A 15,623-nucleotide genomic window follows, 5' to 3' on the forward strand; every position below is an offset into this window, starting at 1 on the left:
GCTTGCCCCCCCTGTCCAGATGCCGCTGGGGGTGGGGGTCAGTCCAGCAGGCGCCACGCCGCCACGTCCAGCAGGCCGCGCGGCGTGAGTTTCAGGGCCGGAATCACGCTCAGGCCCAGGAAGCTGAGGGTGGTGACGGGATAGGGCAGGGTGCTCCCCGCCGCGCGGCAGGCAGCGGTGATCGCCTCCAGGGCGGCGGCGGCCTGGGCTGGCGGCAGGTCGGTCATCAGGCCCGCGTAGGGGAGGGGCAACTGGGCGCGCACCTGCTCGCCCGAGACCACCACCGCGCCGCCCCCCAGGGCTTCCAGGGCCCGGCCCGCCACCCGGACGTCCTCGTCGGTGCCGCCCAGGAACGCGGCGTGGTGGGCGTCGTGCAGCACGCTGATGCCCAGGGTCGCGCCAGTCAGCCCGGTGCCAGAGGTCCAGCAGCTGGCCCACTCGCCGCGCCCATAGCGGTCGGCCACCACCAGCCGGGCGTCGCCCGTGCCCGGGGCCCCCACCCCGGTGGTGATCTGGTCGGGGCGGACCTGCATCACCGGCCAGTGGGCGGGCACCTGGAAGCGGGCCGCGTCCCAGCCCGGCCCCAGCTGCACGCCACCGCGGCCCAGCGGCGGGGTGTGGGTCCCGGCGCGGGCCTCCTGGCCGCCCACGAAGGTCTCCAGCACTTCAAAGTGCTGCAGGTCGCGCAGCAGCACAAAGTCGGCGTGGTGGCCCGGGGCCACCAGTCCGTAGTCGTGCAGGCCCCAGTACTCGGCCGGGTTGCAGGTGACCAGCGCCACCGCGTGGGCCGGGTGCAGCCCGCCCGCCACGCAGGCGCGCAGCAGGCGGTCCAGATGGCCCAGTTCCAGCAATTCATCCACACTCACGTCGTCGCTGACCAGCATGGCGCGCCGGGGGCCCGCGCGCAGCACCGGCAGCAGGGCCTGCAGGTTGCGCGCTGCCGACCCCTCACGCACCATCAGCCACAGGCCCGCGCGCAGGCGCTCCTGGGCCTCTTCGGGCGTGGTGGCCTCGTGGTCAGAGTGGAGCCCGGCGGCGGCGTACGCCTGCAGGTCGCGCCCCCCCACCCCCGAGGCGTGGCCGTCCAGCCGCCGACCCGAGGCCCGACCCGCCTCCAGCACCGCCCACACGCCGGGGTCGCCGCCCAGCACGCCGGGGTAATTCATCATCTCGGCCAAGCCCAGCACGCCCGGCATGGCCAGCATCTGCGCGCTCTGGGCAGCGTCCACACAGGCGCCCCCCTGTTCAAACACGCTGGCCGGCACACACGACGGCGCGCTGGCCCACACCCGCTGGCCCGAGTGGCGCCCGGCCTCCAGCATCCAGGCCAGCCCCGAGGCGCCCAGCACATTGACCACCTCGTGCGGCTCGGCCACCACGGCGGTGGTGCCGCGCGGCAGGGTGGCGGCGGCGAACCCGGCCGGGGTCAGCAGGCTGGACTCAATGTGCACGTGGGCGTCCAGAAAGCCGGGGGCCAGAAACGCGCCGCGCGCCTCAACCGTGCGCGCGGCCTGAAAGCCGCTGCCCAGCGCGGCAATGCGCCCGCCACTCACCAGCACGTCGGCGCCGAAGACTTCGCCCGTGGCGGGCTGCACCACCTGCGCGCCGCGCACCAGCAAGTCGCCGGGCACCTCGCCCCGCGCCGCCCGCACCAGTTGCCGCCGATCCTCCCCGCCTGCGTGTCCTGCCATGCGTCAGTGTAGGGCAGCCGGCAGCGCCAGCCCCAGCGCCCCTCCCCAGGGCACAGATGCGCCCGGGGGCTGTCCCTTACCCTGGGCAGCATGTGGACTTCCATTCCGTCCAGCAGCCTGCGCGTGACCGGCGCCGACCGCGTGGATTTCGTGCACGGCCAGATGACCAACCACCTGCGCGCGGCCCCCACGCCGGGGCTGGTGCCCTGCGCCTTTCTGAACGTGCGCGGCCAGATTGAGCAGTTTGCCCGGGTCTACCGCCGCGAGGGGGACGTGTACATCCATCTGGACGAGGGACAGGCGGCGGCCCTGGCCGCGCGGCTGCGGCGCTACATCATCTTCGATCAGGTGGAGGTGCAGGACACCACCCCCGAGCTGCGCACCGTGCACCTGTGGCGCCAGGATGACCTGCCGGGCTGGGACGCGGCGGGTGGCGACGCCCAATCCCTGACCCTGAACGGCGCGGCGGTGCTGGGCGGCCGGGTGAACCGCACCGGCACCCCGGGCGTGGACCTGCACTATCTGGCGCGCGAGGAGGCGGGCGTGCTGGCGGCTCTGGGCGGCCATGAGGTCCCCCTAAGCGACCTGGACGCGGCGCGTGTGGCGGCCGGGATACCCGATATCACCCGCGACGCCCTGACCGGCACGCTGCCGCAGGAGGTGGGCCTGGACCTGGGGGGGCCGCTCCCGGCCATCAGTTACCGTAAGGGCTGCTACGTGGGCCAGGAGATCATGGCCCGGCTGGAGGCGCGCGGCAACACTCGCTACCACCTTGCCCGGCTGCAGGGGCAGGGCGGCGCGGGCTGGCCGGCCGGCCATGAGGTGACCTTTGAGGGCCGCGTGGTGGGGCAGGCGGGGCTGTTTGCGGGCGGCGCCAGCCTCGCCCGGGTGCGCAAGGACCTGCCGGCCGGTGCGGCGCTGCAGGTGGGCGACGTGGCCGTCACGGTGCAGCTGCTGGGCGCCCATGCTTAAGGCCTTTGCCCGGGACCTGCGCGTGGGCACCCCGGCCGCCCGGCAGCGGGCCGCCCGGCGGGCCTACAGCCTGGGGGTGGCCCAGGCCGCTGTTCCGGCCGTGTTGGTGGGGCTGGTGCAGGCTGCCCAGGGCGGCGCGGCGCTGCCCCTGGGCAGCCGCGTGGCCGTGGCGGTGCTGGCCGCCGGGCTGGCGGCGGCCGCCTATGTGCTGGCCCGGCGCTCGGCCCGCCGGGCAGACGTTCCGGCGGCGCAGGCGGCCCTCACCGCCGCGTTTCAGAGTGCCAGCGTGCCAGGGGTGCCGCTGCTGATGGCCGGCGCCTTTGTCCCCACCTGGGGCCTGGTGCTGGCACTCCTGGTGCTGGCCGCGCTGGCGCATGGGGTGGTCTGGCGCAGTCTGGCCGGTTGGGTCCGGCCAGCGGGAGAGGGGCAGCCCGGTTGAAGCGGGCAAGCTGGGAAGGAGGGGCGTTGACTCTGTCTTCCTGGCCCAAGCGAAGAAAAGCGCCGCGCCCAAGATTTCGGGCGCGGCGCTGCTGATACGGACTGCCGTCCATTTCCGTAACATCCAGAAAAGAACTGGATGTTCCTTCAATTCCCGGAAATCCGTCCTTTTTCCCTCTCCCTCCGGTCGGAAAAATTCCGTAACACGTTACGGAATTTTTCGGAAGTCGTATGAGAAGGCTTTAGCGGGACTTGGGGTCCAGCGCGTCGCGCAGACCGTCGCCAAAGAGGTTAAACGCCAGGCTGAACAGCACGATAAACACCGCTGGGTAGACCAGCACGTACCAGTAGTCGGGCTTCAGCCACGCGCGGGCAAAGTCCACCAGCTGGCCCCATTCAGAGTAGCCCGTGTCAAAGCCCAGGCCCAGGAACGACAGGCCGGCGATGCTGAGGGGCACCGTGGCGAGGTCCAGCACGGCGGTGGTGAACACGGCGGCCACACTGTTGGGCACCACGTGCTTCATGATCAGGCGGAAGTCGCGGGCGCCCAGGCTGCGGGCGGCGTCCACGTACTCCAGTTGCCGGGTGCGCAGCACTTCACCGCGGATCAGTCGGGCGTAGCTGGCCCAGCCAGTAATGCAGAAGGCCACGATCATGGGAATGGTGGGGTCATAGTCATCGCCGCCGCCCGAGAACCGGGCGCGCAGAATAGTCAGGATCACCACCGTCAGGATCAGCGGGGGCAGTGCGAACAGCACGTCAATAAAGCGCTGAATCAGGTTGTCAATCCATCCGCCGTAGTAGCCGCTGATCGCGCCAATAATCACGCCGATCAGCAGGGTAATGCCCACAATAATGAACGACAGTTTCAGCGCCGTGCGGGTGCCCCACACCAGGCCGTAGAAGATGTTGTAGCCGTTCACCGTGCCGAAGATCGCTTCGCGGCTGGGGGCGGTGGGCTGCTGCTGAAAGCTCAGGCGCTCAATGAGGTAGCAGCTCTTGGGCGGGGTGAGGGTGGCCTGCCAGAAAGCGGCGTGCACCGGGTTGTACACCTCGCTGGCCTGGGTGATGTTCAGGTCGCGCAGGCAGTTGCCGCTGGGTTTGGCAATCAGCGGGGCGAACAGGGCCATCAGCCCAAAGAGCAGGGTGACGATCAGGCCCGTGATGGCCAAGGGGTTGCGGCGCAGCTTGCGGATGGCCGGGCTGGTCCAAAACAGCTGCCAGCTGCTGCGGTCTTTGGTGGTGGGGGCGACAGCGGTGGTCATGCGGTCCTCCAGAAAGCGGGGCGGGGCATCAGTCGAACCTCACGCGCGGGTCAATAACCCCGTACAGAATGTCCACCACGGTGCTCACCACCACCACGATGATGGCCGAGAGCATGGCAAAGCCCAGCACGGCCGCCAGGTCCACGCCCTGCGCGGCCTGCACCACCCACTGGCCAATGCCGGGGTAGGCGAAGATGGTTTCCGTAATCAGCGACCCGCTCAGCAGGCCAATGATCAGAAAGCCCGCCAGCGTCACGATGCTCAGCAGGGCGTTGCGCCGGGCGTGCTTGTTGTTCACCACGCGGCTGGACAGGCCCTTGGCGCGGGCCGTGCGCACGTAGTCGCTGGTCAGCGCCTCAAGCATGTTGTTGCGCATCACCTTGATGATGCTGGCACTGAGCACGATCACCAGGGTCAGGGCCGGCAGAATCAGGTGCTGCAGTACGTCCCAGGCAATGTCCCAGCGTCCGTTGAGGGCCGCGTCCACAGTCAGCAGGCCGGTGTAGCGCTGAAGATCGGCCAGGGCAAACTGGTTGAGCACACTCACCTGCCCGGCACCCGGCAGCACGCCCAGGTAACCGTAAAAGATGGCCAGCAGCAGAATGCCGACCACGAAACTGGGCAGGCTGTAGCCCAGCACCACCAGTACACGCAGCACCTGGTCAATGAACTTGTCCTTGTGCAGGGCGCTGAGGGTGCCCAGCCAGATGCTGAGCAGCAGAATAGGAATGGCCGTGACCAGTGTCAGCTCAATGGTTCGGGGCAGCCGCTCTTTGATCGTCACGATCACGTCCTGGCTGCTGGCCTTGGAATAGCCCAGGTCGCCTTTCAGGGTGGCCGTCAGCCAGCGGCTGTACTGCACTGGGAAAGGGTCATTCAAGCCGCGCTGCTCGATGATCTGTTGCAGCCGCGCGGCCTGCTGCTCGCTGCGGATGTACGGCGCGGCGCGCTGCTCGGGCGTGAGCAGCTGCGTCAGGCCAACGATCATCAGGGACAGGACGAGCATCACCACAGGAATCTGGATGACCCGCCTCAGGATGAAATTAAGCATGAAGCCCTCGGGGAAAGCTCCGGCCCCGCGCACCTCGGCGGCGCGCGGCGCAGGGGGAGAGAAGGTGAAGAGTCACAAATCCGACAGTTGGAGGCGCGTGCATGGAATCCGCCCGTTAGGGTAGACCAAGACGGGCGGGCAGCGCAAAGGTGCGCGGCCAGACCGCAGCGCGGCCAGGAGCGGGAGGCCCCGGCGCCCAGCGCGGTGTGTGGCCCGCCCCGCAGGGCCCTGGACCGTGGTCCAGGGCCCGCAACCCTTAAGAAACGCTCTAGCCGGGGGGCCACACTGCCCCGCTGGCCCCCGCGTCTGGGCCCCCATGGTTAGGGCCTGTGCCCAAGGCGACAGGGCAGCCCACACCGGAGCTGCCCTGGCCGTGCTGGCCCCCCCGCCTGGGGAGGGCCAAAGCCTTACTTCTTGCTCAGTTCCTTCCAGAACGTGCCCGTTGCAAAGCTGATCATGGGGTTGAAGTTGCTGCTGCTCGCGCCCACGAGGTTGTCACGGAAGAAGTTGTAGCCCACGCCTGCGGGAATCAGGATGAAGGGGGCCTGCTCGTAGGCCTTCTTGCCCACGAGGCTGTACAGGCGGTTACGCTCGGCGGTGTTCACCGTGTTGCGGGCCTGCTCCAGCCACTTGTCCACCTGGGCATCCTTGAAGTTGCTGCGGGGGAAGTAGTAGCCGTTGCTGGAGTAGAAGGTGTACATGAAGTTGTCGGGGTCGGCGTAATCCGGCGCCCAACCGATGATGATCATCGGCTCCTTGCCCGTCTTGGAGTCGGACAGCATTTCGCTCCAGGGCTTGGCCGAGATGTTCACCTTGAACTTGGGGTTCAGGGCTTCAATGTTGCGCTTCAGGATTTCCATGGCCGTCTGGGCCGGCACGCTGCCCGCGCGGTAGTTGGCGTTCAGCACGAAGCCGTTCTTCCACAGCTGCCCGCCCCAGGCGCGGCGCAGGTAGGTTTCGGCCTGCTTGGCGTCAAACTTGTAGGTGCCGATCTTGGCGTCGTAGCCGGGGAAGGTGTCCGGCAACAGCATGGTGCGCTGCTTGCCCTTGCCCTTTTGCACGTCGGCAATGTACTGCGCGTAGTTAAAGGCGTAGGAGAAGCCGCGGCGCACGTTGGCGTCCTTGAAGAAGTTCGCCGGAATGCCCTTGCCGTCCAGCTTGCCGCTGCCCAGTGCGCCAGAGCTCTTGATGTTCTGGTTCATGAAGATGGCGGTCGCCGTGGTGTTGGGCAGGTTGTCCATCCAGGCCACGCCGGGCTTGCCCTTGATCTGTTCTTCGTCCACGGCGCGCCCGCCGCCCTCGATGATGTCGGCGTCGCCGCGCAGGAAGGCCTGCTGACGGGCCGCGAGTTCCGGCACCTTCTGGATGATCACGTTCTTGATGGCCGGCTTCTTGCCCCAGTAGCCGTCAAACGCGGTGGCCAGGAAGGCGTTGGCGTCCTTGCGCACGAACTTGTAGGCGCCCGTGCCGCTGGGGGCCTTGCTGAGGTTGGAGTTGGTCAGGTCTTTGCCCACCCAGTTCTTCCAGTCGGCTTCGGTGCCCTTCCACTCGCCAATCTTGATGGCGTACTCGCGGTCCACGATGCTCTGGCCGGTGTAGGCCAGCTTGGCCAGGAACGCGGGGTCCACCGAAGGCAGGTTGAACACCAGCTGGCCGGCGCTGTTGCACTCCACGGCCTTGTCAATGCGCGCCCAGGTGATGGTTTTGTCGTCGTTGGCGTTGGCACCCGTGCCTAGCAGCGACTCGGCGATGAACCAGTTGCCGGACTCGGCCGAGTTCGTCACCAGGTTGCGCTCGAAGGTGTATTCGGCGTCGGCGCAGTTGAAGGTGTTGCCCGAGTGGAACTTGACGTTCTTGCGCAGGTCGAAGGTGTAGGTCTTGCCGCCGTTGCTGATGGTCCACTTGGTGGCCAGCAGGGGCTCGAGTTTGGTCAGGCTGGCCCCGCTGTAGGTCAGCAGGGTTTCGTACATGTTTTCCACCACGGCGCCCGAAGCGGTGTCGTAGGTGACACCAGGGTCCATCGTGGGGATGTCCGCAGCGGTCTGCTCCACCAGGGTGTCTTTGGGGGCAACGGCCAGGGCGGTGGTCAGGGCGAGCAGGGCGGTCAGTGCAGCGATCTTCTTCATTGAGCCTCCGTAGAGCTACGTTTGACAGCGGGCGCGGGCAGTGAAGACGAAATGCACAGTAGGCCCCGTGACAGGCTGTCGGTGGTTTGATCGCGCGCATCATAGCGCAGGAGGTTTGGGGATGGTGTGACGTGCGTCCGGCCGCTGACCGGGGCTGTCCAGCGTTTCGGCGCGGCTTATGGGGACAGGTCCGGGCCAGGCGGCGCCAGGCTCTCATCCGGGTCTGTGCGGCTTCTCACGCGGTCCGTTTTGGCCCTGCGGCGGATGAGGCGGCTCTTCCAGCGCCCTGGGCGCGGCCCTCTTGGTCGGCCCCTCACTTTGTTTTCCTCATCAGCCCTGCTGGGCACAACCTGGGGCGGCGCGGCGTGCCCTCCTTATGTCTTAGGCCAGGCGGCCATTCCTGATCAGAATGGAGGTGCAGGCCAGCTGGAGCCCTCAAGCCTCTGCCCTCCCTAGACCCACCAAGGTCGTTGCGGAGATTTTGGCCAGCTCCAGCGCTCTCCTCGCAGACTGCACGCTATCCGAGACCACCAAGTCTGAACCATAAGAGCCAGTTCCGAGAGAGCACGACCTGACGATCATGACACTCACTGTGGAGGTTTGTGATGCATGTTCTGGGACTGGATATGGCCAAAGACACCTTCTGCGCTCATCTCCTGCGGGATGACGGAACAGGGCATGCCCTGTCGAACTTGCCCAACACACCAGCCGGATTTGACCGCGTGTTGCGCTGGGCACATAAAGCTGGCGCAGCTCCACAAGAGCTGCACGTTGTCATGGAGCCGACTGGGGTGTACTGGGAACACTGTGCTCAACACCTGTTCCAAGTGGGTTGCACGGTCAGTGTGGTGAATCCAACCCGCATCCGTTATTTCGCGCGCTCTGAGATGCTGCGGGGCAAAACCGATTCGATGGACGCCCGAACCATCGCTCTCTATGGTGTTCGAGCTCAGCCGAACGCTTGGTCCCCTCCCAGTCCCGCACTTCAAGAACTCAAAATTCTGGTTCGTGAACGAACCGCCCTTACCCAGATGCTGAGTTCAGAGCAGGGCCGCTTGCATGCGGCTCAACACCGCGCTTGGGGGAGCACGGTGAGTCTTCGTCTCGTGCAGGAACGCATCGCGTTCCTGAAAGCACAGATTGTGGCTCTCGAAACAGCCATGAACGACCTTGTGCAAACGGACGAAGCCTTAGGCAAACCCCTCACCTTGTTGATGACCATTCCTGGCTATGGCTTCCTGACGGCCGCCAGTGTGCTGGCAGAGACGGACGCCTTCGCGTTGATGGACACTGGAGCGGAAATCGCCGCCTATGCTGGTATTGCTCCGGCAGCCTACCAGTCCGGCACCAGCGTTCAGGGACGAGGGCGCATCTCCAAAATCGGCAATGCTTCATTGCGGCGGACCGCCTATCTTGCTGCCGCTGGCGTCAAGCATGGGAAAGGCCGTTTGGGACAGTATTACCGACATTTACGTGCTCAGGGGAAGCCCCCGAAGGTGGCACTCATCGCCTTGGGCCGCAAATTGTTGCGAACGGGCCTTGCTGTTGTGAAGTCAGGTCTACCCTATAGCGAAACCTATGTTCGTCCTGCGCTACAGTAGGCCCATGTCAACGATGGGTTACGACATTCTTCCCCCGCCTGCACCCCTCGCGTAAGGCGGGGCGAGTGCAGAGACCACGCGCGACCCCTGAGGGTCATGCGCTGCTCCATCGTTGCGCTTGCCCCTGAAGACTTCACCTTCTCGTCTTCTGGGAGAATTCATGTCCATTTCCGCTGTTCGCGCGCCCATGTCCTTTGGCGTGCTGCTGATTCTGTTCAGTGCCGTGCTCTGGGGCACGGTCGGTGTCACGGTGGCTTCGCTCTACCGTCTGACGGATCTCAGTGCCCTGACGGTCGGGCTTATCCGGGTTGCCCTGGCCGTGCCCGCGCTGGTGACTGCCTCCGTCCTCCTCCGACAGTTTCAAACCTTCAAGCTGACCGGCCCTTTCATTGGATTGGCTGCCTTGATGGGGCTGGCCACCGCCGCGTATCAGGTGTGTTTGTTTGCGGCGATCCAGGAGGCTGGGGTGGCTGTCGCTGCCTTGATCGCCCTGTGCACCGCGCCCGTCTGGGTAGCCGTCCTGTCCGCTGTGGTGTTCCGAGAACGGCTGCCGCTCAGGGCCGTGCTCCTGCTCGGCGCGGCGCTGTGTGGCGCGGCGCTGCTCGTCTACCAACCCGGGGCCGCGCAGTCTGCTGGGACGCGGCCTCTGGTCGGGGCCGCTTGGGCGCTCGGGGCGGCACTGAGCTATGCCACCCTCACGGTCGTCAGCCGCGCCCTCGCGCCCCTGGCCTCGCCGCTCGTGTCGTTAACCGCGGCGTTCTCGGTGGCCACGGTGTTGCTGCTTCCGCTCGCACTGCGGGAGGGGATCACACTCATGGCCGTGCCCTGGTCTGCCTGGGGGTTGCTGGTGTACCTGGGTGTCGTGACGACGGCTCTGGGGTATGTGGTGTTCCTGCGGGGGCTGCGTACCACGCCAGCGACCTTCGCCAGTGTGTTGACCCTGCTCGAACCGTTGGTGGCGGTCGTGTTGGCTGGGGTGTTTCTGGGTGAACGGCTCCTGCCGTTGAACCTGCTGGGCGCAGGCCTTCTGGTGGTGAGTGTAGGGTGGTTTACCCGAGTGTGGAACAAGGAGCGTGGTGCGTGATGGCAACCGAACGGAAAGACATCGTGGCGTTTGAAGACACTCTGGGCCGCCTGGACATTCGCTTGGGCCGGATCGTGGAAGCCGTGCTGGAACCCAGTGCGCCCCGGCCGGCGTACCGGTTGACCATCGATTTTGGGAAATTTGGCCGGAAAGTCAGTGTTGGGCGCTTTACCCAGCACGCCTCTGACGACCTGGTGGGTCGGCAGGTAGTGGGTGTGCTGAACTTCGAGCCGCGCCAGATTGGAGCTGTCATGTCGGAGGTGCTGATTCTGGGGGTGCAGTTCCCCGGCGCGGCCAGTGGCGAAGCGACCGTCTTGGTCCCAGCACATGAGGCCAAAATCGGCGGGAAAGTGTTCTAAACGTCGGAGGATCAAGGGGGTAGGCCGCACGCGGCCTACCCCCTTTCGATGAAGCGTGGCAGGTGGTGGAGTGGCGAGGTGCGAGGAGAGGGCCGACTATGCTCTATAGACAGGCCAGCAAGAAGACGCTATCTCCGCAGGGGGCGGGCCCAGGAAGGCCGTGGCATACTGCGCCGCGTGAAGAAGCGCATTTTGCTGCTGGCTGGGGGCCAGTCTGGAGAACACGAGGTCAGCCTGCTCAGCGCCCGCAGCGTGCTGGGCGCCCTGCCGCGCGACCAGTTCGACGTGACACCCGTGGTGATCAGCAAGCAGGGGCGCTGGCTGCCGCCCACCGAAACGGTCCGCGCGTTGGAGCAGGGGGCGGCGCCCGTGGGGGGCGACCTTGTGCTGCACCGCGCCGCCAGTGCCGAGGGGTACGACGCGGTGTTTCCGCTGTTGCACGGCCCCATGGGCGAGGACGGTACCGTTCAGGGCCTGCTGACCCTGGCCGGCATTCCCTTTGTGGGCAGCGGCGTGCTGGGCAGCGCGGTCAGCATGGACAAGGTGATGACCAAACAGGTGCTGGCCTCGGCCGGGATTGCCCAGGTCGCGTGGCGGCTGGCGGTCCGGCGCGAGTGGCAGCAGACCCCGGACGCCGTGCGGGCGCGCGCCGCCGACCTGGGCTACCCCCTGTTCGTCAAGCCGGCCAACCTGGGCTCCAGCGTGGGGATCAGCAAGGTGGGCACCCCCGCCGAACTGGACGGCGCCCTGCAGCTGGCGTTCAGCCTGGACCGCCGCGTGATTCTGGAAGCCATGACCGCCCACAAGCCCCGCGAGATCGAGGTGGGCATTCTGGGCAACGACGCGCCCATCGCCAGCCCGGTGGGCGAACTGCGCTTTGAGGCCGAGTTCTACGACTACGAAACCAAGTACACCGAGGGCCGCGCGGCCATGCATATCCCCGCGCCCCTGCCCCCCGAGGTGGCCGAGCAGGCCCGCCAGACCGCCCTGACCGCCTTCCGCGCCCTGGACTGCGCGGGGCTGGCCCGCGTGGATTTCTTCTACCTGGAACAGACCGGCGAACTGCTGCTGAACGAGGTCAACACCATGCCCGGCTTTACCACCACCAGCATGTATCCCAAGCTGTTCGAGGCGGCGGGCCTAAGCTACAGCGAACTGGTGACGAGGTTGGTGCAACTGGCGTTAGAGGAGAGGTGAGGGGGGTGCGGGGCGGGGGTTGCGGGGCGGGGGTTGCGGGATGCAGGAACACCCTTGGGCTTGATAAGAAAGACGCGCTTTGGCCCTGCTGTGGGGCATTCAGGAGAGCGTTGAAGAAGGCGGGGGCCGGTGGGGTCCCGCGTTCTTCGTCAACCTCTCTGCCTTCCAGGCCCGTCCTTTCCCGCGCACCGCTTCCCGCTTCCTGCCCTCCCTACTTCCCCCTCAGCCAGCCCGCCGCCCAGCGCGTCACGGCCGGCATCACCAGATAGGTCATGGACAGCACCACCACGACCATCTGCGGCAGAACATGCAGGGGCGTGGGCCAGTGGCCCAGCCACGGGGCCAGGGCGGTGCCGAACAGCCAACCCGTCCCCAGGCTGACCGGGTACAGCGCGGCCAGGGTCAGCAGGGCCATCTTCCACCGGGGCGGCTGGCGCAGGCTGGGGGCGGCGGGGGGCGTAAACCAGAAATCAAGCCCGGGCTGTTTTTCAAAGCTCAGCTGCTCATCCACCAGCGGCGTGACCCGCGCCAGCCAAGCAGCGCGCTCCGGGGACAGCTCCCAGGCGGCGGCGCTGGTCAGCGAGTCGAAACGGGCCACCAGGGTGTATTCGTGTTCCCCGGGCGCCGGGCGAATGACCCCGGTGCCCCGGTGGCCGGGAATGCCCGCCAGCAGCGCATTGGCTTCGGTCAGCAGCGCTTCATAGGCGGCCTCCTGGCCGGGCCGAATGCGCCGCCGGATCACCAAGCTGGTGGGATCGCTGGGCTGGTGCTCCTGGAATTGCAGGCCCGGTTCGGCGGTCACGCGGCGCCCTCGGCCGGGGGTCCGTCGCTGGTGCGGCGCGGCCACGCCACCAGCAGCACCCCGGCCAGAATCACCCCCAGGGCCACCCAGCCCAGCGCGCCCAGGCGCTCGCCGCCAAAGCCCACGCCCAGCAGCACCGCCACCACCGGATTCACGTAGGCGTAACTGGTGGCCAGCGCGGGCCGGGTGTGCGCCACGAGGTACATGTACGCCGAGTACGCCACCAGGCTGCCAAACACCGTGAGGTACAGCAGCGCCCACAGACTGGCGGCGCTGGGGGTGCCCCAGCGTTCGCCCAGCAGCACACTGAGGGCCAGCAGCACTGCGCCCCCGGTGAGCATCTCGGCGGCGCTGCCCATCAGCCCGGCGGGCAGCGGCAGGCGCCGCGACCACTGGCTGCCGAAGGTCCAGCAGATCGGCGCCAGGATCAGCAGCAGGGCCGCCAGCGGTGTGGCGCGCAGTTCGCCCACGTTCAGCAGGGCAATGCCGGCCAGGCCCACCCCAATGCCCAGCCACTCGCGCCCGCCGGTACGTTCGCCCCACAGCCGCCCGAACAGCGCGGCGAACAGCGGCGAAACGGCGATGATCATGGCGGCCACCGAACTGCTGGCGTCGCGCTCGGCCAGCGTGACCAGCCCAGTGCCGCCGCCCAGCAACAGGGTGCCCACCAGGGCACTGGCGCCCCATTCCCGGGCGGTGGGCCACGGCGCCCCGCGCCAGCGCAGCACAGCCAGCAGCAGCGCCCCGGCCACCACAAAGCGCGCGGCCAGCATGCCCAGCGGCGGCAAGGTTTCAATCGCCACCTTGATGCCGAAATACGTGCTGCCCCACACCACGTACACCAGCCCCAGGCACAGCAGCACGGCGGGGGTAAGCGCGGCGGGCGCCGGGCGCGCGGCCGGGGTCATGTGGGCAGAAAGGCGCCGGGAGGGCTTCCCTCGGCTTCAGGGCTCAGGCGGCTTTCGATGGCGCGGGCGTGGGCTTCCAGGCCCTCGGCGCGGGCCAGCAGCGCCCCGGCCGGGCCAATGCGGCGCAGCGCCCCCTCGTTCAGGCCCACCACAGAGATGATGTTCTGGAAGTCGCGCACGTTCACTGGGCTCATGAAGCGGGCGGTGCCCCCGGTGGGCATCACATGGCTGGGGCCCGCCACGTAGTCGCCCAGGGCCTCCATGCTGGCCTCGCCCAGAAACACGCCGCCCGCGCGCTGCACCCTCCCCAGCAGGCGCCAGGGGTCGCGGGTCAGCAGGCACAGGTGCTCGGGGGCGTACAGGTTGGCGAGGTCCAGGGCCTCGTCCAGCGACCCCGCCAGCACCACCTTCATGCGCGCCAGAACCGAATCGCGCGCCCAGCTCCGGTTGGGTTCGGGTAGGGCTTCGAGCTGGCCGTGCAGTTCGGCCTGCACAGCCAGCAGCAACTCGCGGCTGGTGGACACCAGCACCGGCTCGGCGCCGTTGTGCTCGGCCTGGGCCAGCAGGTCGGCGGCCACAAAGCGTGCCGAGGCGCTGTCGTCGGCCACCACCAGGGTCTCGGTGGGGCCGGGCAGGCTTTCAATGCCCGCCATGCCGTACACCATGCGCTTGGCGATCACCACGAACAGGTTGCCGGGCCCGGCGATCTTGTCCACAGCGGGAATACTGGGCGTGCCGTAGGCCAGCGCCCCAATGGCCTGCGCGCCCCCCACCTTGAAGATCTGCGAAATCCCCAGTTCCCGCGCCGCCACCAGAATCGCCGGGTGGACCGTGCCGTCCCGGGCGGGTGGCGTGGTCACCACGATCTCGGGCACGCCTGCCACCTGCGCGGGCACCGCCGTGTGAATCAGCGTGCTGATCAGGGGCGCCAGTCCACCGGGCACGTAGACCCCCACGCGCCCCAGAGGCCGCACCAGCTGCCCCAGGGCGCCGTCCGGGCCGTGGTTCAGAAAGCCGTGGGCGGGCTGCTGCGCGTAAAAGGCGCGCACCCGGGCAATGGCGGTGCGAATGGCGTCGTGCAGGGCCTCGTCCACCGTGGCCGCCGCCAGCTCGGCGGCCGACACCGCCAGCGCCTCAGGCCGGTGGCCGTCCAGCCGTTCGGTCCAGTCGCGCAGGGCCTCGTCGCCGCGCGCGCGCACGTCGGCCAGCAGGCGCTCGACCACCGCTTCCGGGCTCAGAGGCTCGCCAAAGGTGGACTTGATGCGGGCCAGCACGGCGTCTGGCACCGGCAGGTCATTAAAGGTGCGCGTCAGGGCGCGCCGGGCGTCTTGGCCTTGCAGGACTTGCATGGGGGGCTCCAGGAGGGGGGTGTGGGGCGTGGGTTGTGGGGGGTGGGAAAGGCAGTGGGGGAGTGGGAAGTGGTCAGTGGGAGGGCGAACACCGCCGCTGGCTGGCGACGTATGACTGGCGACTCAGTCTGCGCGTGGTCGTCGCCGGGAACCTAACGGTTGTTTGGACGGGTGGGGGCCAGGGCCGGGCCCTACACCCGGCGGCGGCGGCGTTCGCGGTCGGGGGCGGGGCGGCGGCTGGGGGTCTGGGCATTGGCCTCTACAGCGCCGAAATCGGTGGGCTGAATCAGGCGGAGCAGGCGCCAGGGCTCGGCCTGTTCGACATACACATAGGCGTTGCCCGGGCGCAGGAAATACCCGGTGCAGGGCACGCCGCCCACCTCGGTGTCCGGCAGGCGCTGAATCAGCACGCGCCCGCCGGTCAGCTGCGCGCCCAGGCGCTCGGGGCCGCCGCCCTCGTGGGCGGTGAGGTGACGCAGCCACAGCAGCAGGCTCACGGGGTCGTGATATTCGGTGACCAGCGGGGCTGACGCCTCGTCGCGGCCCTGGCGCAGGTGAATCAGGCCCGCGCGGCGGTCAAACTGCACCTCGAAACTGGGGCGGCCCCGGCCGTCGCCCTCGGCGTAGCCCAGGCTGGTGAGGTGGCGGGGGTGCAGGCGGCTGTGCTGCACGCGGCGGATTTCCGGCAGCACGCCGCCAAAATCGGTCTGTACCCGCGCGGCCAGGGCGCTGCGCTCGGTGCTTAGCGCCCAGTGCTGCTCGCCCGCGTAGCGCCCGCCC

14 protein-coding genes are annotated in these 15,623 nt (G+C 68.0%); 6 read left to right on the forward strand and 8 right to left on the reverse strand.

Annotated elements, in window-relative coordinates; genetic code table 11:
* Window positions 1-38 precede the first annotated feature (38 nt).
* On the reverse strand, window positions 39-1,691 hold the full coding sequence (locus tag K7W41_RS04780; protein WP_224605242.1) for an adenine deaminase: 1,653 nt from the start codon (window positions 1,689-1,691) through the stop codon (window positions 39-41).
* A 90-nt stretch (window positions 1,692-1,781) separates the two neighbouring features.
* Here K7W41_RS04780 and ygfZ point away from each other — a divergent pair, with 90 nt between their 5' ends.
* Both ygfZ and K7W41_RS04790 read left to right on the forward strand, forming a co-directional pair.
* Window positions 1,782-2,663, forward strand: a complete 882-nt coding sequence (gene ygfZ, locus K7W41_RS04785) for a CAF17-like 4Fe-4S cluster assembly/insertion protein YgfZ (RefSeq protein WP_224605246.1) — start codon at window positions 1,782-1,784, stop codon at window positions 2,661-2,663.
* Window positions 2,656-3,102, forward strand: coding sequence for a hypothetical protein (locus K7W41_RS04790; RefSeq protein ID WP_224605247.1), 447 nt, complete (start codon window positions 2,656-2,658; stop codon window positions 3,100-3,102). The genes ygfZ and K7W41_RS04790 overlap by 8 nt, the downstream gene beginning before the upstream one ends.
* A gap of 241 nt (window positions 3,103-3,343) precedes the next feature.
* Here the strand turns inward: K7W41_RS04790 and K7W41_RS04795 are convergent, their stop codons facing one another.
* The 3 genes from K7W41_RS04795 to K7W41_RS04805 form a co-directional block, all read right to left on the reverse strand.
* Window positions 3,344-4,366, reverse strand: a complete 1,023-nt coding sequence (locus K7W41_RS04795; protein ID WP_224605249.1) for an ABC transporter permease — start codon at window positions 4,364-4,366, stop codon at window positions 3,344-3,346.
* A 28-nt stretch (window positions 4,367-4,394) separates the two neighbouring features.
* On the reverse strand, window positions 4,395-5,417 hold the full coding sequence (locus K7W41_RS04800) for an ABC transporter permease (protein ID WP_224605251.1): 1,023 nt from the start codon (window positions 5,415-5,417) through the stop codon (window positions 4,395-4,397).
* Window positions 5,418-5,824: 407 nt separating this feature from the next.
* Window positions 5,825-7,543, reverse strand: coding sequence for an ABC transporter substrate-binding protein (locus tag K7W41_RS04805; RefSeq protein ID WP_224605253.1), 1,719 nt, complete (start codon window positions 7,541-7,543; stop codon window positions 5,825-5,827).
* Between the two features lie 605 nt (window positions 7,544-8,148).
* On the opposite strand from K7W41_RS04805, the gene K7W41_RS04810 reads away from it, so the two are divergent.
* From K7W41_RS04810 to K7W41_RS04825, 4 genes are all read left to right on the forward strand, one after another.
* Complete coding sequence (locus K7W41_RS04810) at window positions 8,149-9,144, forward strand: IS110 family RNA-guided transposase (RefSeq protein WP_224605255.1); 996 nt, start codon at window positions 8,149-8,151, stop codon at window positions 9,142-9,144.
* Window positions 9,145-9,304: 160 nt separating this feature from the next.
* Entirely contained in the window at window positions 9,305-10,228 is a 924-nt protein-coding gene (locus K7W41_RS04815; protein WP_224605256.1) for a DMT family transporter, read from the forward strand.
* A complete protein-coding gene (locus K7W41_RS04820; RefSeq protein ID WP_224605341.1) occupies window positions 10,228-10,587 on the forward strand; it encodes a tRNA-binding protein in 360 nt (119 codons plus the stop codon). Before K7W41_RS04815 ends, K7W41_RS04820 begins: the two co-directional genes overlap by 1 nt.
* Window positions 10,588-10,764: 177 nt before the next feature.
* Window positions 10,765-11,784, forward strand: coding sequence for a D-alanine--D-alanine ligase family protein (locus K7W41_RS04825; RefSeq protein ID WP_224605257.1), 1,020 nt, complete (start codon window positions 10,765-10,767; stop codon window positions 11,782-11,784).
* 211 nt (window positions 11,785-11,995) lie between these two features.
* Here the strand turns inward: K7W41_RS04825 and K7W41_RS04830 are convergent, their stop codons facing one another.
* The 4 genes from K7W41_RS04830 to K7W41_RS04845 all read right to left on the reverse strand — a co-directional run bounded on the left by K7W41_RS04830 (window position 11,996) and on the right by K7W41_RS04845 (window position 15,535).
* Complete coding sequence (locus tag K7W41_RS04830; RefSeq protein ID WP_224605258.1) at window positions 11,996-12,586, reverse strand: antibiotic biosynthesis monooxygenase; 591 nt, start codon at window positions 12,584-12,586, stop codon at window positions 11,996-11,998.
* Entirely contained in the window at window positions 12,583-13,494 is a 912-nt protein-coding gene (gene yedA, locus K7W41_RS04835) for a drug/metabolite exporter YedA (RefSeq protein ID WP_224605259.1), read from the reverse strand. The genes K7W41_RS04830 and yedA overlap by 4 nt, the downstream gene beginning before the upstream one ends.
* The gene (hisD, locus tag K7W41_RS04840) at window positions 13,491-14,843 is read right to left on the reverse strand and encodes a histidinol dehydrogenase (RefSeq protein WP_224605260.1); all 1,353 of its coding nucleotides are present in this window, start codon (window positions 14,841-14,843) and stop codon (window positions 13,491-13,493) included. The genes yedA and hisD overlap by 4 nt, the downstream gene beginning before the upstream one ends.
* A 191-nt stretch (window positions 14,844-15,034) precedes the next feature.
* Window positions 15,035-15,535, reverse strand: coding sequence for a hypothetical protein (locus K7W41_RS04845; protein ID WP_380055865.1), 501 nt, complete (start codon window positions 15,533-15,535; stop codon window positions 15,035-15,037).
* Between the last annotated feature and the right edge of the window lie 88 nt (window positions 15,536-15,623).

Origin of the sequence: Deinococcus multiflagellatus (assembly GCF_020166415.1) — a bacterium.
Taxonomy (GTDB): domain Bacteria; phylum Deinococcota; class Deinococci; order Deinococcales; family Deinococcaceae; genus Deinococcus; species Deinococcus multiflagellatus.